Source organism: Streptomyces sp. CBMA29 (genome assembly GCF_014596445.1).
GTDB lineage: Bacteria > Actinomycetota > Actinomycetes > Streptomycetales > Streptomycetaceae > Actinacidiphila.
In genome coordinates this window covers 13,134-31,574 of sequence record NZ_MECL01000062.1, presented here as the reverse complement: position 1 = coordinate 31,574, position 18,441 = coordinate 13,134, and the positions used below count along the sequence as shown (strand labels likewise).

The window sequence follows — 18,441 nt, the reverse complement described above, 5'->3', positions numbered from 1 at the left end:
TGGTATGACATTCAGCATCGCCACTGAGAGGGGCTCCGATGCCGGGCAAGGACCAGCGGGACCGCGGGACACTGATCGTCGGGGCCAGCCAGGCGGGTCTGCAACTGGCCGTGTCCTTGCGTCAGTTCGGTGCCACCGGGCCGATCACGCTGGTCGGCGAGGAGATCCACCCGCCCTACCAGCGCCCGCCGTTGTCCAAGGAATTCCTCGCAGGGCAGGCCGACTTCGGCTCGCTGGCGCTGCGGGCGCCCGCCTTCTACGCGGACGCCGGGATCGACCTGGTCAGCGGCGAGCGGGTGACCGACCTCGCGCTGTCCGCAGCGGGCCCGCCGGGCGCCGGGCTCGCCACCACCGCCGGCGGACGCGAACTGCCCTTCGACCGTTTGGCCCTGACGGTCGGCGCGGCGCCCAGACGACTCCCGCTGCCTGGCGCGGAGCTGGACGGCGTCTGCTATCTGCGCGACCACGACGACGCCGAGGACCTGCGAATCAGGCTGGCGAGCGCGGGCCGCCTCGTGGTCGTCGGCGGCGGTTTCATCGGCCTGGAGGCGGCGGCCGCGGCCCGCGCCCTGGGCCGGTCGGTCACCGTTGTCGAAGCCGCCGACCGGCTGATGGGCCGCGCGGTCGCCCCGCTGGTCTCGGAGTTCTACCGGCAGGCACACCTGCGCCGCGGCACTGACATCCTGCTGAACGCGGCGGTGGCCGCCGTCGAGGGGTCGGGGGCGGGCGACGGCCGCGGACCCGGCCGGGTGACCGGGGTGACGCTGACCGACGGTACGCGGCTGCCCGCCGACCTGGTGCTGGTCGGCGCGGGCGTGGTCCCGCGCACCGAACTGGCCGAGCGGATCGGGCTCGACTGCGACGGCGGCATCGTCGTGGACGCCCTGGCCCGTACCAGCCAACCGGCCGTCGTGGCCGCCGGGGACTGCACCGTACGGCCGCACCCGATGACCGGGCGGGGCCGCGTACGCCTGGAGTCGGTGCAGAACGCCGTGGCCCAGGCGCAGGTGGCCGCCGCCACGCTGGCCGGGCGGAGCGTGGACGTCACGTCGGTGCCGTGGTTCTGGTCCTTCCAGGGCGACTTGAAGCTCCAGACGGCCGGGCTCTCCACCGGGTACGACGACCACGTGGTGCGCGGCGCGCCGGACGACGAGCACTTCTCCGTCCTGTACTACCGGCGCGGCCGGCTGCTGGCCGTGGACGCCGTGAACCGCCCGGCCGACTACATGGCGGTGCGCAAGGCCCTCGGGCAGGGAGCGACGATCGACCGGGACCGCGCCGCGGACCCCGGCACCCCGCTGAAGTCCCTGATCGAGACGGGGTCGGAGCCGGAGACGGAGCCGGAGCCGGAGCCGGAGCCGGAGGCCGACGCGGCGCCCGCGCTCTGAGGGATCGCGCACGTAACCAGAAACCCTCGGCGCGAAGGCCGCCCCCGCACCGCTGTCAGGCGGGGTACGGGGGCGGCCTCGTCGGGGGCGGCTCGTACGCGTCGGGCGTCGGGCGTCAGGTCTTAGGCGTCAGGGCCTCAAACGGCGCGGGTCCTCGCTGAAGACCAGCGACTTGATGGTGACCGGCACGGTGCCGGACGGGTGCCGGATGCGGCCGATGTCGATGTAGTCGAAGTCCTGGAGGCCGATCCCGTCGATGACCAACAGGTCTCCGGTGACGTCGAGTTCGTCGCGCAGCAGCCGCCCGAGGGTCATCGCCACGTCCCCGTCGAGCACGAGGTAGACGGGGAGGCCCGCGGCGATCCGGTCCGCCAGGCCGTCCCGTACCCCGCGGGCGAAGGCGATCAGCCGGTCGTAGTCGGGCAGGCCGCCCCACGGCAGCGCGAGCGCCACGTCGGCTCCGGTCTGCGGGAGGTCGAGGGCGGCCAGGCGCTGCCGGACGGCGGCGGCGACCGCCTCGGGGTCGATCCGCTCGCCCAACACGTAGACCGGTCGGGCCACTTGGAGATTGCGGCGGGGCAGCAGCGCGTCGGGGTCGGTGACGCAGCCGGTGTTGCCGCTGAGCTGCACGCTGTACTCGGAGGCGCCGAGCGCGGTGGCCCGGATGCACTCCCCCGCGGGCAGCAGCGGATACGGCAGGGCGCCGGAGTCCACCCGTCGGCGCAGGGCGTGGCCGAGCGGCAGACCGAGGTCGCCGAACCGGCGTACCTCGCGGCCGTAGACGTACTCCGCGACCCCGCCGGAGAACAACACCCCGTCGATCCGGCCGAGTTCGGGCAGCGGGTCGGTGAGATACATGCGCCCGACCTCGGCGGGCGGCTCCGTACCGGTCACGGCAGCGGTGACCGCCGTGACCAGGGCGTCGGCCATGGTCTCCGCGACCCGCTCGGTCTCCTCGGCGGTGACGGCGTCGCCGTGCTTCCACTGGTATCCGGCGCGGGTCGCGTGCACCCGGCCCGCGGCCTCGAAGCGGACGATCCGGCCGGCCTCGTCGACGACCTGGAGCCTGCCGCCGATGTGCAGGGCCGCGGTCGCGATGACCCGGCCGTCCTCCAGGACGGCGAGCTTGGTCGTACCGCCGCCGATGTCGATGTTGAGGACGCGCAGGCCACGGTCGTACGACGCCTTGGCCGCGCCGGAACCGTAGGCGGCCAGCATGGCCTCCATGTGGTGGCCCGCGGTGGCGTTGACGAGTTCGCCGCCGCGTTCGGCCAGGACGCGGGCAATGGGCTCGGCGTTGCGGCGGCGCAGTGCCTCACCGGTGAGGATCACCACGCCGGTGTCGATCCGCGCGGGGTCGACGCCCGCCGCGTGATAGGCGCGGTCGATGATCGAGCCCAGCGCCCGCGCGTCGATCCGCTCGGTGTCGGCGTACGGAGTGAGCGCGACCGGGGAGCGGTACAGCGTCTCGCGCCGGACGACGACGTATCTGCTGGTCAGATCCTCGCTGATCCGCCGCAGGTGCAGCCGCGAGAAGACCACTTGGGTGCCGGACGAGCCGATGTCCATGCCGACGCTGCGCAGCTCGACGTTGTCCTGCCGCCAGATCGGGTTGTCCTCGATCGGGTCGACCGCGTCCTCGTCGTGCACATGGTCGTGGTCGGGCACGTGCGCGGAGTGGACCAGGCGTACCCCGTCCCCGCGCTGGCGACCGGGCATTACGGCTTGGGGGCCAGCGTCGACAGCTCCGCCTCGTACACGTCGTCCATCCTCGGCTCCACGCCGTGCTCGGCGAGCGCCTCGCGGAACATCTCGCGGACGACCCGCGACTCGTCCGCGTAGTCGATCTGGTCACCGCCGATGCGGCGGCTGATCCATGCCTTGGGCACACCCTGCGCGTTGCGCAGCGAGACCGCCTCGTGCTTGAAGGCGAGGTAACGGCCGGGCTCCGCACCGGTGTTGAAGTGCTGGTGAAACCACATGTTGGGCGGCACGATCAGCGTGCCGGGGCCCCACTCGTAGCGCCGCGGCTCCTCGCCCTCCGGCCACATCAGGCTGTAGCCGGTGCCGGTGAGGATGATGACGTGCGCGCCGGGGCCGTGCCGGTGGCCCTTCTTGTACGTGGCGGTCGGGAACTGCGAGATGTGGCTGTTCATCGAGCCCTTGGCCATGGCGAAGCGGATGTGGCCGCCGCCCGCGCCGCGCTCCTTCGCCTCGATCAGCGGCAGGTTCGCCGCGTCGGCGACGAAGTTGGTGTCCAGGAGCAGGCCCTTCTGCTCGCCCTTGGGCGAGAAGTAGTCGGGCTCGCCGTCGAAGCGGCCGGGGAAGTCCTTGGCGGTGCCGAAGACGAAGTCGACGTCGTCGTAGAGGTTGATCACCGGGGGCATGTTCGTCGAGGACACGAAGCGCGCCGCGGTCCGGCCGGAACCGTTGAAGTGCTGGTGGTGCGCGTTCAGCGGGATGGCGAACAGCGAGCCGGCCTGCCACTCGAAGGTGACCTCCGCGCCCGCGTCGTTCCACACCTTGGTGGAGCCCTGCCCTTCGAGGACGAGGATCATCTCCTCGAAGAGCTGCCGCTGCGGGGCGAGCCTGCCGCCCGCCGGGATCTCGCAGACGTAGCAGTCGTTCGAGGTGCGGGTGGCCTCGTGGTTGATGAACACCCCGCGCCCGCCCCGCCGTTCCCACGGCTTCAGCTCGACGGTCCGCAGGTCGGGGACGTAGTGGGCGGCGATGATGTCCAGCCCCTCGGCGGCCACCCAGCGGGTGTAGGGGGACTCCTTCTCGGTGGCGAACTTCGCCGCCAAGGACTCGTTGACGATCGCGTCGCTGGCCATCCGGTAGTCCTCCTCGATCGGACATACTTAATTGGTAGGACCCTAAGGCCAATTTTTTCCGGGTGTCAACGCACCGGCCAGGACCCGGCCCGTCACTCCCGAGGCGCTGACCTCGCCGGCCTCCCGGGTCTCCATGAGGTGCTTGTGCGCTCGCCGGACGCTCTGGTCTAATGGACATACCAACGGATGTCACGAGAGGGCGTGAGGTGTCTTGGCCAAGGTGATCTACATCGGCAGCACCGGTCACGAGTACGCCGTCGAGGCGACGGTCGGTGAGTCCGTCATGGCGACCGCGGTCAAGAACGGGATTCCCGGGATCGTCGCGGAATGCGGCGGCAACTGCTCCTGCGCGACCTGTCACGTCTGGGTCGCCGAGGAGTTCGCCCCCGCCGTGGGCCCTCCCGGCGACATGGAGGAGGACCTGCTGGACATGGCGGTGGCGGAGCGGCGCGGCACCAGTCGCCTGGCGTGCCAGATCCGCGTCACGGAGGCGCTCGACGGGCTGACCGTCGAGATCCCGCCCGAGCAGCCCTGATCTCCCTCCGCCGCCGGACGCGGTGACAGGCCATCACGTGAAAGGGAAACGGCCGTGCTTAGACAAGACATCAACGAGCTGCTGACGCAGACCGGCCCCGGCACCCCGATGGGGAATCTCTTCCGGCGGTACTGGCTTCCCGCGCTGCTCGCCGAGGAGCTGCCCGAGGACGGCGCCGCGCCGGTCCGGGTCAAGCTGCTGTCCGAGCGCCTGCTCGCCTTCCGCGACAGCGAGGGCCGCTACGGCCTGATCGACGAGTTCTGCGCGCACCGCGGTGCCTCGCTGTGGTTCGGCCGCAACGAGGAGGCGGGCCTGCGCTGCCCGTACCACGGCTGGAAGTACGACGTCACGGGCCAGTGCGTAGAGGTGCCGTCGGAGTCCGACAACAGCAGCTTCTGCCAGAACGTGAGGCTCACGTCGTATCCGCTGGTGAAGATCGGCGACCTGCTGTGGACGTACATGGGCGACCCGGCCGAGCGTCCTGAGCTGCCGGAGTTCGAATGGGTGCAGGTGCCGGAGGAGCAGACGTACACCTCCAAGCGCTGGCAGCAGTCCAACTGGCTCCAGGCGTTCGAGGGCGGCATCGACTCCAGCCATGTGACGTTCCTGCACTCCGGCGGCCTCAAGACCGATCCGCTGTTCAGGGGCGCCAAGGGCAACGAGTACAACATGAGGGACACCAAGCCCTTCTTCGAGGTCGCCGACAGCGAGGGCGGCCTGTTCGTCGGCGCCCGGCGCAACGCCGAGGAGGGCAGCTACTACTGGCGCATCACGCCCTGGGTCATGCCGGCCTTCACGATGGTGCCGCCGCGCGGCGACCATCCGGTGCACGGCCACTTCTGGGTGCCGATCGACGACGAGAACTGCTGGACGTACTCCTTCGACTACCACCCGGTGCGGGCGCTGACCGGCGACGAGCGGCAGGCCATGATCGACGGCCACGGCGTGCACAGCAGAAACATCCCCGGCACCTACCGGCCCGCGGCCAACATGGACAACGACTACCTGATGGACCGTGAGGCGCAGCGGCGCGGGGACACGTACTCGGGGGTCGCGGGCATCGCGATGCAGGACGCCTCGCTCCAGGAGAGCATGGGCCCGATCGTGGACCGCACGAAGGAGCGCCTGGTGCCCGCGGACAGCGGGATCATCAAGGCGCGGCAGAAACTGCGCAAGGCGGCGGTGGCGCTGCGGGACGAGGGCGTGACCCCGCCGGGAGTGGACCCCGCCCACCACCGGGTGCGGTCGGCGGCGGTGGTGCTGCCGCAGGCGGAGTCGTTCCTGGACTCCTGCCGCGACGCGGTGACCGTCATGCCCGGCGTCGCTCAGTCGTCGGTCTGACATGACGACACCGGTCATGTATCCCGGATATCCGGGTCATCCGAGTGAGTCGGCGCGGGCGGCCTCACGGCAGGAGTCGCGGTTCAGGATCACCGTGCCGCTGGCGCCCGCGCGCAACGCGCGGGTGATCGCGCTGGACCGCGCGGCCGAGGCGGTCGCCCGGCGGGTGGCGCGCGGGCCGTGGGCCAAGGCCCGCTTCTACACCGCGGGAGCCTCGTCCGAGGCGGCGCCGGGCGGCGCCCCGCTCCTGTTCGAACTGCACGGCAGACCCGCCGCGCTCGCCGACGTACTGACCGGCACCGACGTGGTGGTGATCCTGGCCACCGAGGACTCGGGCCGGGCGCAGGCCGCCGCGATCGGCCGGGAGTGCGGAGCGCGGGCCATCACCACGGCGGGCGTGGTCCTCGGCGACGGCTTCGAGGCCGACGACGCGGTGGCGGCGCTGCGCCCGCACGCGCGGGTGCTGCTGCTGTCCGCCGACGAGAGCGACGTGTTCGAACTGCTCACGGCGCTGCGGGTCTGAGCGGTACGGGCCTGCGCATTGCGGGACCGGGCGATACGGGTCCGGGCGATACGGGGGCGTTGATCCGACGCACCGTCACCAGCAGGAGAGCGAAGGCGAGATGTCCGAGAAGATCACCCCGCACACACTGCGACGAATGAAGGACGAAGGCCGGAAGATCGTCGGCGTCGTGGCCTGGGACTACCAGATCGCGCGCGTCGCGGACCGCGCCGGGGTGGACATCGTTTCCGTCGGCGACACCGTCGGCGTGAATCTGTGGGGCCACGCCAACCCCTTCGAAGTGACCATGGACCAGATGCTCGTGGTCACCCAGGCGGTACGACGCGGTGTCCAACGGGCCCTGGTCAGTGCCGACTTCCCCTTCGGACCGCTCCAGGAGGGCACGGACAGCGCGGTGCGCGCCGCCATCCGGTTCGTGAAGGAGGCGGGCGTCGACATGGTCAAGCTGGACGCGGCCTCCGACTACCTGGACGCGGTCACCGCGATCACCCGCGCGGGTATCCCGGTCTTCGCGCAGTTCGGGATCACCCCGCAGACCGCCCTGCGCTACGGCGTGGAGTACCGGGCGGTCCCGTCGGCCGCCGACCAGGTGCCGGTGGAGATGAAGGACGCGCTGGTCGCGGAGGCCAAGCGGCTGGAGGACGCGGGCGCGGTGCTGCTGAACTTCACCAACTCGGGCCCGGTCGTGGGCGCCGCCGTCGCCGAGGCCGTCGCCGTACCCGTCGTCGGCGGTTTCGGCGGCGGACCGTGGCTCGACGGCCGGATGCGGATGGCGCACGCGGCCATCGGGTACGCGGCCTCGACCATCGACGATCCGCCGGACACGTACGCCAACGTCGCCCGGATCACGCTGGACGCGCTCAGCGCGTACGCGGGGGATGTGCGGGCGGCCCGGCAGGTGGCGGGCGGGATTCCCGTACCGCCGGAAAGCAACTGAGGAGGAGCGATCCGTATGCCCACCGCCGTCATCGACGGGATCTCCACCCGCTACGAGGTGGCGGGGTCCGGGCCGCCGCTGTTGATGTTCTCGCCCGGCGGGTTCGACTCCAGTCTGGAGAGCTGGCGCACGGTGGGCGTCTACCGGCGGCTCGGACTGCTCGACCGACTCACCGAGAAGTACACCTGCGTCACCTTCGACCGGCGCGAATCGGGGCGCTCCGGCGGCCGGTTGGAGCGGATCTCCTGGGCCGACTACGTGGCGCAGGGCATCGGGCTGCTCGACCGGCTCGGCATCTCGCAGGCCCATCTGATGGGCGGCTGCGTCGGCTGTTCGACGGTCGCGGCGACGGCGGTGGCGCATCCGGAGCGGGTGCTGAGCATGGTGCTCTACTCCCCCGCGGGCGGTGTGAGGTACCGGATGAAGCAGCACGCCAGGTTCACCCGGCACCTGGCGTACGCGCAGGAGCACGGTCTGGGCCACGTCGTCGCGCTGGCGCGGGAGTCGGAGGCGGGCTTCACCGCCGATCCGCGCGTGGGGCCCTGGGCCGGGGTGATCCGGCGGCACGACGCCTTCGCGGGGCTCTACGCGCGCTACGACCCCGACCGGTATCAGGCGGCGGTGGCCGGGATGGCGCGGCTGCTGTTCGACCGGGACACGGTGCCGGGTCCTGAGCCGGAGGATCTGCTGCGGCTCGACACCCCGGCGCTCATCGTGCCGGGCCAGGACGACTCGCACGCGCCCTCGGCCGCCCGCTACCTCCAGGAGTGCCTGTCCGGGGCGGAGTTCTGGGACATGCCGGTGGCGGAGCAGACCGGGGCGAACGCGCCGGACCGCGTGCTGGACTTCCTCGCCGGGTCGTAGGCCGGCGCGCGAAGGAGCCGTCCGTTCCTCGGTTTCGGCCTCAGCCGAGGTGCGCCTCTCCCCGTTCCAGGCGGGCGATCTGGTCGAGCCGCCGCTGGTGCGCACCGCCCTTGAAGGCGGTGTCCAGCCAAGCCGCCGCGATCTCCTCCGCCGCTTCAGGCGTCAGCACCTTGGCGGCCAGGACCAGCACATTCGCGTCGTTGTTCCCCCGCGAGATCCCGGCGCTCCACACATCGTGGCAGAGCCCGGCCCGCACCCCGCGGATCTTGTTGCAGGCGATGGTCTCGCCGAGGCCGCTGCCGCCGAGCACGATGCCGCGGTCGGCGGCGCCGCGCACCACCTGGAGGCACACGTCGGCGCACAGCGGCGGGTAGTCCACCACCGCGCCGTCCACCGCATGGCCGCCGCGGTCGTCGACCGTGTGGCCGTTCCGGGTCAGCCAGCCGGTCAGCCTGGCCTTCAGCGCGATGCCGTTGTGGTCGGCGGCGATGGCGATGCGCATCGTGGTGTCTCCTCAACTGGCCTGTAAATCAGGCTTCCAGACGCTCCGTCAGTCCCGAGTACCTTCGGCGAAGAGTTCCTCCAGGGGCATGGGGCGCTCCAGGATCCGCTGGTCGACCGCGTGCCGCATGAGCGCTTCCAGTACGTCCCGGTTGGGCGCGACGCCGTACGGGAGCGGGTCCGCGCCGCCGGTCATCTCCATGACGCGGGCGTACATACGGTCGGCCTTGGCCGGTTCCACGACGGCGCCTGCCCGCAGCCGTTCCACGTAGAGGTCCTTGGCCCGGGTGAAGGCGCGCAGGAGGTCGGCGCCGAGGCCGGGGTGCCGCGCGAGCAGGTCGTCCTTGACCACGACGAGGTGGTTGACCGGATACATGCCGTGCTTGAGCAGGGCCGTGACGGCCGCGCGCTCGGGTTCCGGGACGAGCGGGACCAGTTCGGGGGCGGTGGCGTCCACGCCGATGACGGCGGCGAGTTCGCCGCTGACGGCCATCTCCTCCAGGGTGCGGCCGGGGGGCATCGACTCGACGTTGGCGGGCGGGCGGTACGCGGCCACGTGCTCGTCGCCGGAGAGCACCCAGGTCACCCGGTCGAGGTCGACACCGAACTCGGAGCGCAGCACGGCCCGCGCCCAGACGCCCGTCGTCACCGTATAGCCGCGGTTCACGCCGACCCTGCGGCCGGTCAGGTCCTCGGGGCCGCGCAGGCCGGAGGCCGCCGGATTGTGCAGGATCGCGCCGTGGTGGAAGCCGCGGACCAGGAACGCGGGCAGCGCCGTGAAGGCGGCGCCGTGCGCCTTCGCCACCAGATAGGTGGTCAACGCCATTTCGCTGACGTCGAATTCGAGGCCGCGCACCATCCGCCGGAAGGCGTGCACGAGCACCGGCACGTCCTCGAATTCCAGGCGGCAGCCGTCGGGCGTCACCGTCCCGTCCTTCAGCGCGACGTTGGCGCCCTGGGTGCGGGTCACGGTCCTGAGCACGGGTTCGACCATGCACGAAAGGTAGCATGGTCAGACCATCAGGCCATAGAGTAACGTGTGCGTCCCCAACCGGCCGACGACGTCGGGACGGCGTTGCGACGACACTGAGGAGAGGCCATGGCAGAGCAGGTGCTGGCGGCGGTCAGAACCGCGCCGGGCACGACCGAGCTGCGCGAATTCCCGATGCCGGACGTGCCCGACGACGGCGCCCTGCTGAAGGTCGAGGTCGCCGGGATCTGCGGTACGGACGTCAAGATGTACGCCAAGCCGCCGTTCGCCGACCCGGTGATCATGGGCCACGAGAACGTGGGCGTCATCGCCAAGGCGGGCCGCGCCTTCAGCGAGCGCAAGGGCCTGGCCGAGGGCGACCGGATCTTCGTCGAGCACTACGTGGGCTGCTTCCGCTGCGAGTGGTGCCACCGGGGCGAGTACCGGCACTGCGAGGCGACCGACTGGCGTACGAACCCCGACGCCCGGCGTTACGGCTACACCTCCGCCGACAACCCGGGCCGCCTGTGGGGCGGCTTCTCGCAGTACCTCTACCTGCCGTGGAACGCGGTGACACACCACGTCCCCGACGGCGTCTCCGCCGAACTGGCCGGTCTGGTCACCCCGTTGTCGAACGGCATCGAGTGGGCGCTGGTCACCGCCGGAGTCGGCTACGCCTCCACCGTCCTGATCCAGGGCCCGGGGCAGCAGGGCCTGTCCCAGGTCGTCGCCTGCAAGCAGGCCGGCGCCTCCTTGATCATCGTCACCGGCACGACGCGCGACAGCGCACGCCTGCTGCTCGCCAAGGACCTGGGCGCCGACCACGTCATCGACGTGGCGCGGGAGGACGCGCTGACCCGGATCATGGAGATCACCGGCGGCCGGGGTGTCGATGTGGTGCTGGACTGCACATCGGGCGCGGGCACCGCCCCGGTGCTGCTCGGCGTGGACGCGCTCAAGCGCCGCGAGGGCACCATGGTGGTCCAGGGCGAGCTGGCCGCCTTCCCCGACTTCCCGCTGAAGAAGGTCACCGAGAAGTCCATCAGCGTCAAGAGCGCCCGCGGCCACAGCTACCGGTCCTGCGAACTCGCCCTGGAACAGCTCGCGTCCGGCCGTTTCCCGCTGGAGCGGCTGAGCACCCACTCCTTCACCCTCGCGGACACCGACCGCGCCATCCGGGCCGTCGGCGGTGAGGGCGCCGAGGACGTCGTGCACGTCTCCCTGCTGCCCTGGGCGGCGACGGCGTGAGCGTCGTGGTCCGCGACCCGGCGCGCGCCGACCGGGCCACGGCGGACGCGCTCGGCGGCTACGGCGTCGCCACCGTCCACGAGGCGCAGGGGCGTACGGGGCTGCTCTCCCCCGCCCTGCGGCCGGTCTGGCCGGGCGCGCGGATCTCGGGCACCGCCGTGACGGTCAGCGTGCCGCCGGGCGACAACTGGATGATCCATGTGGCCGTCGAGCAGTGCCGGGACGGCGACATCCTGGTGGTGGCCCCCACCTCCCCTTCGGAGGCGGGGTACTTCGGCGATCTGCTGGCCGCGTCGGTCGCGGCGCGCGGGGTGCGGGGGCTGGTCATCGACGCCGGATGCCGCGATGTGGCGGAGCTGCACCGGATGGGTTTCCCGGTGTGGGCACGGCACATCAGCGCCTTCGGGACGGTGAAGGAGACGCTGGGCGACGTCAACACCGGTGTGGTGTGCGGCGGTCGGCGGGTCGACCCCGGCGATGTGATCGTCGCGGACGACGACGGTGTGGTCGTCGTCTCGCGGCTGCGCGCCGCCGAGGTGCTGGCGGCGGCCGAGGCGCGGGAGCGCCGTGAGGAGACGCTGCGCGAGCGGTACGCGCGCGGTGAACTCGGCCTCGACGTCCACGCGATGCGGGAGCGGCTGGCCCGCAAGGGGTTGACGTACGTGGACGCGGAGCCGGGGTCCTCGCAGGCGCCGGCCGCTGCCGCAGAAGCCGCGGAGGCCGGCGCTGCCGGTGGCCGGGCCGCTGGCGGACGGGACGCCGACCGGTGATCATCGACATCCACGGGCACTACACCACCGCGCCGCCGCAGCTCCAGGCGTTCCGCGACGCGCAGCTCGCCGCGCTCGCCGACGACCGGCTCCCCGTGCCGACGCCCGCCGCGATCAGTGACGACGCGATCCGCGAGAGCGTCAGCGAGAACCAGTTGAAGGTGCTGCGTGAGCGCGACGGCGACCTGATGCTCTTCTCCCCCAAGGCGTCCGGCATGGAGCACCATGTGCCGGACGCGGGGACCGCCCGCGCGTGGGCGGCGGCGAGCAACGACCTGGTCCACCGGGTCACCGAACTCCTTCCCCGGCACTTCGCCGGGGTCTGCCAGTTGCCGCAGACGCCCGGCAGCCCGCTGGACGACGCGGCGGCCGAACTGCGCCGTTGCGTCGATGAGTTGGGGTTCGTCGGGTGCAATCTCAACCCGGACCCGTCCGGCGGCCACTGGACGTCCCCGCCGCTCACCGACCCGTACTGGTTCCCGCTCTACGAGACGATGACCGAGCTGGACGTCCCGGCGATGATCCATGTGTCGACGTCGTGCAACCCGAGCTTCCACACACTGGGCGCGCACTATCTCAACGCCGACACCTCGGTGTTCATGCAGTTGCTCCAGGGTGACCTCTTCGCCCGCTTCCCCGCGCTGCGGTTCGTGATCCCGCACGGCGGCGGGGCGGTGCCGTACCACTGGGGCCGCTACCGGGGGCTGGCCATGCGGATGGGACGGCCCGACCCGGCCGAACTCCTGCTGCGCAACGTCTACTTCGACACGTGCGTGTACCACCAGCCCGGGATCGACCTGCTGCACCGGGTCGTCGGCGCGGACAACGTGCTCTTCGCCTCGGAGATGCTGGGCGCCGTGCGCGGTGCCGACCCGGACACCGGCGTCGCCTGGGACGACACCAAGCACTACGTCGACCGCGCCGGTCTCAACCCCGAGCAGCGGCGCCAGGTCTTCGAGGGCAACGCCCGCCGCGTCTATCCCCTGTTGGACGCGCGGCTGATTGCGCAAGGACCCGCATCAGCACCAGCATCAACGTCGGCTTCGGCTTCGGCTTCGGCTTCGGCTTCGGCTTCGGCTTCGGCTTCGGCTTCGGCTTCGGAAGGCAGGTAGACCGGCCATGGCCCCACTGCACCTCACCTTCGCGTGCGGCGACTACGACCGCACCCGCGCCCTGGCCGAGGGGACGGTCCGCGCGGACGGGATCGATCTGACGTATCTGCGGCTGCCCGTCGAGGAGACGTTCTTCCGGATGCTGCGGCACCGGGAGTTCGAGGTCGCGGAGATGTCGCTGTCGTCGTACGTGCTCTCGCTGCGCGCCGACCCTTCCCCGTTCGTGGCGCTGCCGGTCTTCACCTCACGGATGTTCCGGCACAGTTCGCTGTACTGCCACGCCGACTCCGGCATCTCCTCGCCCGAGGACTTGCGCGGCAAGGTGGTCGGCACGCCCGAGTACCAGCTCACCGCCTGCGTGTGGATGCGCGGCGTCCTCGGTGACCGGCACGGCGTCCCCTTCGACTCCGTCAGCCATGTGACGGGCGGTCAGGAGAGCGCGGGGCGGATCGAGAAGGCGAAGGTCGACCTGCCGGACTCGGTACGGATCAGCCGCGCGCCCGAGGGCCGTACGCTCTCCGCGATGCTCGCCGACGGCGAGATCGACGCCCTGGTCACCCCGCGCGTGCCGGGCCCCTTCGCGGCCGGGGACCCGCGCGTACGACGGGTGTTCCCCGACGTCGTGGCCGCCGAGAAGGAGTACTACGCGGACACCGGCATCTTCCCCATCATGCATGTGGTCGTGATCCGCCGTGATGTGTACGAGCGTCACCCGTGGGTCGCGCAGTCCCTGTTCAAGGCGCTCCTCGCGGCCAAGGACGCGGCGTACGCGACGCTCTACGACACCTCCGCGCTGCGCTTCATGCTGCCGTGGCTGACCCCGCAACTCGAAGAGGCGCGAGAGGTGTTGGGCGCGGACTACTGGTCGTACGGGGTGGAGCGGAACCATCACACGCTGTCGACGTTCCTGCGCTACCACCGCGAACAGGGCCTGTCGGCACGGCTGTTGTCGCCGCAGGAGCTGTTCGCACCGGAGTCCCTGGAGTCGGCGGTCATCTGAGCCCGCCCGTACGCCGCCCGCCCGAGGGGCGGTCCGGCGCCGATGTCAGCACAAGCCGCCGCCCGCGCCACGGGCGGCCAGGACGGGAGGGCCCGCCATGGACAAGGTCGTACGCGTGGCCGCCGAGGCGGTGGGCGATGTGCCGGACGGCGCGTCGCTCGCCGTCGGGGGCTTCGGTGTCAGCGGGGTGCCGAGTGTGCTCATCGCGGCCGTGCACGCCTCGGGCGCACGGGAGTTGAGCGTCGTGTCCAACAACTGCGGGGCGGACGGCGCGGGTCTCGGCGTCCTGCTCGCCGCGGGCCGGATCGCCCGCGTCACCGGCTCCTACGTCGGCCGGAACAAGGAATTCGCCCGGCAGTATCTCCGTGGCGAACTGGAGGTCGAGCTGATCCCGCAGGGCACGCTCGCCGAGCGGCTGCGGGCGGGCGGCTGCGGTATCCCCGCCTTCTACACGCCCGCCGGGGTCGGCACCCAGGTCGCCGAGGGCGGGCTGCCCTGGCGCTACGCCCCCGACGGGTCGGTGGCCGTGGCCTCCCCCGCCAAGGACGTCAGAGCCTTCGACGGCCGCGACCACGTACTGGAGCGCGCCATCACCACCGACTTCGCGCTGGTCAGGGCGGCCAGGGGCGACCGGCACGGCAATCTGGTCTTCGCCAAGGCGGCCCGCAACTTCAATCCGCTGGCGGCGATGGCGGGCCGGGTGACGATCGCCGAGGTCGAGGAGCTGGTGGAGCCCGGTGAGCTGGACCCCGACGCCGTCCACCTGCCGGGGATCTTCGTCCAGCGCGTGCTGCCGCTGACGCGCGAGCAGGCGGCGGACAAGCCGGTGGAGCGGCGTACGGTCACCGCGCCCGCCACCGTCAGCGGCGCCGGGGCGGTGCGGGACTGATGGCCTGGACGCGCGAGGAGATGGCCGCCCGCGCCGCGGCTGAGCTGACCGACGGTTCGTACGTCAATCTGGGCATCGGCCTGCCCACGCTGATCCCCGGTCTGCTGCCGCCCGGCGTGGACGTGGTCGTGCACTCGGAGAACGGGCTGCTCGGAGTGGGGCCCTATCCGGCCGAGGACGACGTCGACCCCGATCTGATCAACGCGGGCAAGGAGACCGTCACCGTGCTGCCCGGCGCCGCGTTCTTCGACTCGGCGCTGTCCTTCGGCATGATCCGCGGCGGTCACGTCGATATCGCGGTCCTCGGCGCCCTTCAGGTCTCCGCGCGCGGCGACCTCGCCAACTGGTCGGTCCCCGGTCGGATGATCAAGGGCATGGGCGGGGCGATGGACCTCGTGCACGGCGCCCGCCGCGTGCTCGCGCTCATGGACCACGTCGCCAAGGACGGTTCCGCGAAGCTCGTCGAGGAGTGCTCCCTCCCGTTGACCGGGCGGGCCTGCGTCGACCGCGTCGTCACCGACCTCGCCGTGATCGACATCGGCCCTGAGGGCTTCGTCCTGGCCGAGACCGCGCCAGGCGTCACACCCGACGAGGTGCGGCGCGCGACGGGCGCGGCGCTGCGCGTCCCCGCCACCGGTCCGCGCGACCGCTTCCCCGATCCGTCCGTCTTCCCGATCCGTCCGAGGTGAACCGATGACCCCGTCCGGCGTGCAGGGCCTGCCGACGCAGGAGCAGATCAGCGCGGAGATCGCCGCCGCGTCCGGAACCGGGCCTCAATCCCCGCACCCGGCACGTGACTTCGCCCCCTACCGCAGCAGCGCGCTGCGCCATCCGCACCAGCCGCTGATCCGGACCGGCGCGGACCCGGAGGCCGCCGAACTGCACGGCCCGGTCTTCGGCCGCACCGATGTCACAGAGCTGGACGCGGACTTGACCCGGCAGCACACCGGCGAGCCGCTCGGCGAGCGCATCACCGTCTCCGGGCGCGTACGGGACCGCCGAGGCCGTCCCGTCGCCGGACAGCTCGTCGAGATCTGGCAGGCCAACGCCTCAGGCCGCTACGCCCACCAGCGCGACCAGCACCCGGCGCCGCTCGACCCGCACTTCACCGGCGTCGGACGCTGCCTGACGGACGGTCAGGGCGGCTACCGCTTCACCACCGTCAAGCCGGGCGCGTATCCGTGGCGCAACCACCTCAACGCCTGGCGGCCCGCGCACATCCACTTCTCGCTGTTCGGCGCCGCTTTCACTCAGCGACTGATCACGCAGATGTACTTCCCCGGCGATCCGCTCTTCCCGTACGACCCGATACTCCACTCCGTCACGGACCCGGCCGCGCGTGACCGGCTCGTCGCCGCGTACGACCACGGCCTGTCCACGCCCGAGTGGTCGCTCGGCTACCGCTGGGACATCGTCCTGGACGGCCCGGCCGCCACCCTGCCGGAACCCGAGGAGGTCCGCTGATGCCGCTCCCCACGCCCTCCCAGACCGTGGGCCCCTTCTACGGCTACGCGCTGCCGTTCCCCGGCGGCGGCGACCTCGTCCCGTACGGCCACCCGGACGCGATCACCCTGCACGGGCAGGTGTACGACGGCGCCGGCGAGCCGCTGCCCGACGCGCTCCTGGAGACCTGGCAGGCGGCCCCCGACGGCACCCTCACCGGCCGCTCCGGCTCCCTGCGCCGCGACCCCGTCACCGGCGGCTTCGCCGGTCGCCGCAGCACCGACTTCACCGGCTTCGCCCGGGTGGCCACCGACGCCGAGGGCCACTGGGAGGTCCGTACCCTCCGCCCGCCCGCCGCGGCCCCGTACCTCTGCGTCTGCGTCTTCGCGCGCGGGCTCACCCACCACCTCTTCACCCGCGCGTACGTCGGCCCGCCCAACATCGACGACGCCGTCCTGGCCGCCGTGCCCGAGGACCGGCGCGACACGCTGATCGCGCGGCGCGCGGCGGACGGGGTGACGTACCGCTTCGACATCCGCCTCCAGGGCGGGAGCCTCCAGAGCGGGAGCTTCCAGGCCGGGAGCCTCCGGGGCGGGAAGGAGACGGTCTTCCTTGACTTCGGGTGAGGGCGCCGGCGGGGCCCCGGCCCACGGTGGCGGCTGGGACGACGGGCTGCTGGCGCCTTCGGCGGTCGGTACGGCGGCGGAGGCGGCGACCGGCGACCGGGCCGTGCTGCAAGCCCTGCTCGACGCGGAGGCCGGGCTGGTCCGGGCGCGGTGCCGACTCGGCGCGGCGCCCGCCGGAGCGGGCGAGACGGTGACGTCCGTGGCCCGCGCCGAGCACTTCGACATCCGCTCGCTCGCGCTGCGCGCACGCTCCGGGGGCAATCCGGTGATCCCGCTGGTCGCCGACCTCAGCCGGGCGGTGGCCGAACGGGTCCCGGAACACGGCGAGTTCGTCCATCGGGGCGCGACCAGCCAGGACATCCTCGACACCGCGCTGATGCTGGTCGCCGACCGCGCCCTGAACGGGCTCACCGCCGATCTGCGGCGAGCCGCCGACACCCTCGGCGCGCTCGCGGCCCGGCACCGCGCCACCCTCATGCCGGGCCGCACCCTCACCCAGCACGCGGTGCCGACCACCTTCGGTCTCAAGGCGGCGGGCTGGCGTTCGCTCGTTCTGGACGCGCACGACCGGCTGGTCCGGGTCCGCCGGTCGCTGCCCGCGCAGTTGGGCGGCGCGGCGGGGACGCTGGCCGCCTTCGCGCATGACGCGGGGGTCTCAGGCGTGGGGGCATGCGACGTGGGGCTCCCGCTGGTGGCGGCCTTCGCGGACGAACTGGGCCTCGCGGAGCCGGAGTTGCCGTGGCACGTGCTGCGGACGCCCGTGGCGGACCTGGGCGCCGCTCTCGCCTTCTGCGCGGGCGCGCTGGGCAAACTCGCCGCCGATGTGCTGGTGTTGGGACGGACCGAGATCGGCGAGGTCGCGGAGGGGGCGGGCGGCGGCTCGTCGGCGATGCCGCACAAGAGGAACCCGGTGCGGGCCACCCTCATCGCGTCGGTCGCACGCCAAGTGCCCGCGCTGGCGGGCGTGTTGTTCGAGGCACTGGCGGCGGAGGACGAGCGCCCGGCCGGGGCTTGGCACGCCGAGTGGCAGCCGCTACGGCAGGCGCTGCGGCTGACGGGCGGAGCGGCCGAGGCGACGGCCGCGATGTGCGCGGGGCTGGTGGTCTTCCCCGAGCGCATGCGGGCCAATCTCGACCTGACCGGCGGCCTGCTGCTCACCGAGCGGATCGCCGCCCACCTCGCGCCGCTGGTCGGCCGCGACACCGCGAAGAGCCGACTGGCCGAGGTGTCCCGCCGGGTCGCGGACCAAGGAGTCACCCTCGCGGCGGCGATCGACGCGGACCCCGTCCTCGGCCCGGCGCTCTCCCCCGCCCGCCTCCGCCGCCTCACCGCTCCCTCACTGGCCACGGGCTCCGCCCCCGCTCTCACCGACCGCGCCCTCCGACGCGCCCCGCTCAGCTTTGAGAGCCACGCATGACCCGTCGTCCGGGCCACCACGCCATCACGCCGGCCGGCGCGCC

Annotated in this window: 19 protein-coding genes; 15 read left to right on the top strand and 4 right to left on the bottom strand. The window is 72.3% G+C overall.

Features of this window, described 5'->3' with window-relative positions:
- Nucleotides 1-38 precede the first annotated feature (38 nt).
- Complete coding sequence (locus tag BGM09_RS09105; RefSeq protein WP_188280964.1) at nt 39-1,388, top strand: NAD(P)/FAD-dependent oxidoreductase; 1,350 nt, start codon at nt 39-41, stop codon at nt 1,386-1,388.
- Between the two features lie 129 nt (nt 1,389-1,517).
- On the opposite strand, the gene BGM09_RS09100 is transcribed toward BGM09_RS09105, so the two are convergent.
- Both BGM09_RS09100 and BGM09_RS09095 read right to left on the bottom strand, forming a co-directional pair.
- Entirely contained in the window at nt 1,518-3,107 is a 1,590-nt protein-coding gene (locus BGM09_RS09100) for an ethanolamine ammonia-lyase reactivating factor EutA (protein WP_188280963.1), read from the bottom strand.
- Nucleotides 3,107-4,222 carry an ethanolamine ammonia lyase-activating protein gene (locus tag BGM09_RS09095; protein WP_188280962.1) on the bottom strand — a complete coding sequence of 372 codons (1,116 nt, stop codon included), beginning with the start codon at nt 4,220-4,222 and terminating at the stop codon, nt 3,107-3,109. Before BGM09_RS09095 ends, BGM09_RS09100 begins: the two co-directional genes overlap by 1 nt.
- Nucleotides 4,223-4,442: 220 nt before the next feature.
- Between BGM09_RS09095 and BGM09_RS09090 the strand changes: the two genes are divergently transcribed.
- From BGM09_RS09090 to BGM09_RS09070, 5 genes are all read left to right on the top strand, one after another.
- A complete protein-coding gene (locus BGM09_RS09090; RefSeq protein WP_317452612.1) occupies nt 4,443-4,757 on the top strand; it encodes a 2Fe-2S iron-sulfur cluster-binding protein in 315 nt (104 codons plus the stop codon).
- 54 nt (nt 4,758-4,811) lie between these two features.
- Nucleotides 4,812-6,098: a Rieske 2Fe-2S domain-containing protein gene (locus BGM09_RS09085; RefSeq protein ID WP_188280960.1), complete on the top strand. Its 1,287-nt coding sequence runs from the start codon at nt 4,812-4,814 to the stop codon at nt 6,096-6,098.
- 1 nt (nt 6,099) lies between these two features.
- Nucleotides 6,100-6,621 carry a 3-methyl-2-oxobutanoate hydroxymethyltransferase gene (locus tag BGM09_RS09080; protein ID WP_223186541.1) on the top strand — a complete coding sequence of 174 codons (522 nt, stop codon included), beginning with the start codon at nt 6,100-6,102 and terminating at the stop codon, nt 6,619-6,621.
- Between the two features lie 100 nt (nt 6,622-6,721).
- Entirely contained in the window at nt 6,722-7,558 is an 837-nt protein-coding gene (locus BGM09_RS09075; RefSeq protein ID WP_188280959.1) for a 3-methyl-2-oxobutanoate hydroxymethyltransferase, read from the top strand.
- Between the two features lie 15 nt (nt 7,559-7,573).
- Nucleotides 7,574-8,422 (top strand): alpha/beta fold hydrolase, encoded by an 849-nt coding sequence (locus BGM09_RS09070; RefSeq protein ID WP_188280958.1) that lies wholly within the window; start codon nt 7,574-7,576, stop codon nt 8,420-8,422.
- Between the two features lie 40 nt (nt 8,423-8,462).
- Here the strand turns inward: BGM09_RS09070 and BGM09_RS09065 are convergent, their stop codons facing one another.
- Together BGM09_RS09065 and BGM09_RS09060 are read right to left on the bottom strand one after the other, a co-directional pair.
- A complete protein-coding gene (locus tag BGM09_RS09065; protein WP_188280957.1) occupies nt 8,463-8,924 on the bottom strand; it encodes an RpiB/LacA/LacB family sugar-phosphate isomerase in 462 nt (153 codons plus the stop codon).
- Between the two features lie 48 nt (nt 8,925-8,972).
- Complete coding sequence (locus BGM09_RS09060) at nt 8,973-9,917, bottom strand: ABC transporter substrate-binding protein (RefSeq protein ID WP_188280956.1); 945 nt, start codon at nt 9,915-9,917, stop codon at nt 8,973-8,975.
- A gap of 105 nt (nt 9,918-10,022) precedes the next feature.
- On the opposite strand from BGM09_RS09060, the gene BGM09_RS09055 reads away from it, so the two are divergent.
- The 9 genes from BGM09_RS09055 (at nt 10,023) to pcaB (ending at nt 18,398) form a co-directional block, all read left to right on the top strand.
- A complete protein-coding gene (locus BGM09_RS09055; protein WP_188280955.1) occupies nt 10,023-11,141 on the top strand; it encodes a zinc-dependent alcohol dehydrogenase in 1,119 nt (372 codons plus the stop codon).
- Entirely contained in the window at nt 11,138-11,911 is a 774-nt protein-coding gene (locus BGM09_RS09050; RefSeq protein ID WP_188280954.1) for a 4-carboxy-4-hydroxy-2-oxoadipate aldolase/oxaloacetate decarboxylase, read from the top strand. Before BGM09_RS09055 ends, BGM09_RS09050 begins: the two co-directional genes overlap by 4 nt.
- Complete coding sequence (locus BGM09_RS09045) at nt 11,908-13,023, top strand: amidohydrolase family protein (protein WP_188280953.1); 1,116 nt, start codon at nt 11,908-11,910, stop codon at nt 13,021-13,023. Before BGM09_RS09050 ends, BGM09_RS09045 begins: the two co-directional genes overlap by 4 nt.
- A 7-nt stretch (nt 13,024-13,030) precedes the next feature.
- Nucleotides 13,031-14,023, top strand: a complete 993-nt coding sequence (locus BGM09_RS09040) for an ABC transporter substrate-binding protein (protein WP_188280952.1) — start codon at nt 13,031-13,033, stop codon at nt 14,021-14,023.
- Between the two features lie 97 nt (nt 14,024-14,120).
- Nucleotides 14,121-14,912: a CoA transferase subunit A gene (locus BGM09_RS09035; protein WP_188280951.1), complete on the top strand. Its 792-nt coding sequence runs from the start codon at nt 14,121-14,123 to the stop codon at nt 14,910-14,912.
- Nucleotides 14,912-15,601, top strand: a complete 690-nt coding sequence (locus BGM09_RS09030; RefSeq protein ID WP_188280950.1) for a 3-oxoacid CoA-transferase subunit B — start codon at nt 14,912-14,914, stop codon at nt 15,599-15,601. Before BGM09_RS09035 ends, BGM09_RS09030 begins: the two co-directional genes overlap by 1 nt.
- 4 nt (nt 15,602-15,605) lie before the next feature.
- Nucleotides 15,606-16,376 (top strand): protocatechuate 3,4-dioxygenase subunit beta, encoded by a 771-nt coding sequence (gene pcaH / locus BGM09_RS09025; protein ID WP_188280949.1) that lies wholly within the window; start codon nt 15,606-15,608, stop codon nt 16,374-16,376.
- Nucleotides 16,376-16,981, top strand: coding sequence for a protocatechuate 3,4-dioxygenase subunit alpha (gene pcaG / locus BGM09_RS09020; protein ID WP_188280948.1), 606 nt, complete (start codon nt 16,376-16,378; stop codon nt 16,979-16,981). The genes pcaH and pcaG overlap by 1 nt, the downstream gene beginning before the upstream one ends.
- Nucleotides 16,968-18,398, top strand: a complete 1,431-nt coding sequence (pcaB, locus tag BGM09_RS09015) for a 3-carboxy-cis,cis-muconate cycloisomerase (RefSeq protein ID WP_188280947.1) — start codon at nt 16,968-16,970, stop codon at nt 18,396-18,398. Before pcaG ends, pcaB begins: the two co-directional genes overlap by 14 nt.
- Nucleotides 18,399-18,441: the final 43 nt, after the last annotated feature.

Coding starts and splice junctions, on each gene's coding strand:
- BGM09_RS09105 (WP_188280964.1), top strand. CDS start 39: ATGCCGGGCAAGGACCAGCGGGACCGCGGGACACTGATCGTCGGGGCC.
- BGM09_RS09100 (WP_188280963.1), bottom strand. CDS start 3,107: ATGCCCGGTCGCCAGCGCGGGGACGGGGTACGCCTGGTCCACTCCGCG.
- BGM09_RS09095 (WP_188280962.1), bottom strand. CDS start 4,222: ATGGCCAGCGACGCGATCGTCAACGAGTCCTTGGCGGCGAAGTTCGCC.
- BGM09_RS09080 (WP_223186541.1), top strand. CDS start 6,100: ATGACGACACCGGTCATGTATCCCGGATATCCGGGTCATCCGAGTGAG.
- BGM09_RS09075 (WP_188280959.1), top strand. CDS start 6,722: ATGTCCGAGAAGATCACCCCGCACACACTGCGACGAATGAAGGACGAA.
- BGM09_RS09070 (WP_188280958.1), top strand. CDS start 7,574: ATGCCCACCGCCGTCATCGACGGGATCTCCACCCGCTACGAGGTGGCG.
- BGM09_RS09065 (WP_188280957.1), bottom strand. CDS start 8,924: ATGCGCATCGCCATCGCCGCCGACCACAACGGCATCGCGCTGAAGGCC.
- BGM09_RS09060 (WP_188280956.1), bottom strand. CDS start 9,917: ATGGTCGAACCCGTGCTCAGGACCGTGACCCGCACCCAGGGCGCCAAC.
- BGM09_RS09055 (WP_188280955.1), top strand. CDS start 10,023: ATGGCAGAGCAGGTGCTGGCGGCGGTCAGAACCGCGCCGGGCACGACC.
- BGM09_RS09040 (WP_188280952.1), top strand. CDS start 13,031: ATGGCCCCACTGCACCTCACCTTCGCGTGCGGCGACTACGACCGCACC.
- BGM09_RS09035 (WP_188280951.1), top strand. CDS start 14,121: ATGGACAAGGTCGTACGCGTGGCCGCCGAGGCGGTGGGCGATGTGCCG.
- BGM09_RS09030 (WP_188280950.1), top strand. CDS start 14,912: ATGGCCTGGACGCGCGAGGAGATGGCCGCCCGCGCCGCGGCTGAGCTG.
- pcaH (WP_188280949.1), top strand. CDS start 15,606: ATGACCCCGTCCGGCGTGCAGGGCCTGCCGACGCAGGAGCAGATCAGC.
- pcaG (WP_188280948.1), top strand. CDS start 16,376: ATGCCGCTCCCCACGCCCTCCCAGACCGTGGGCCCCTTCTACGGCTAC.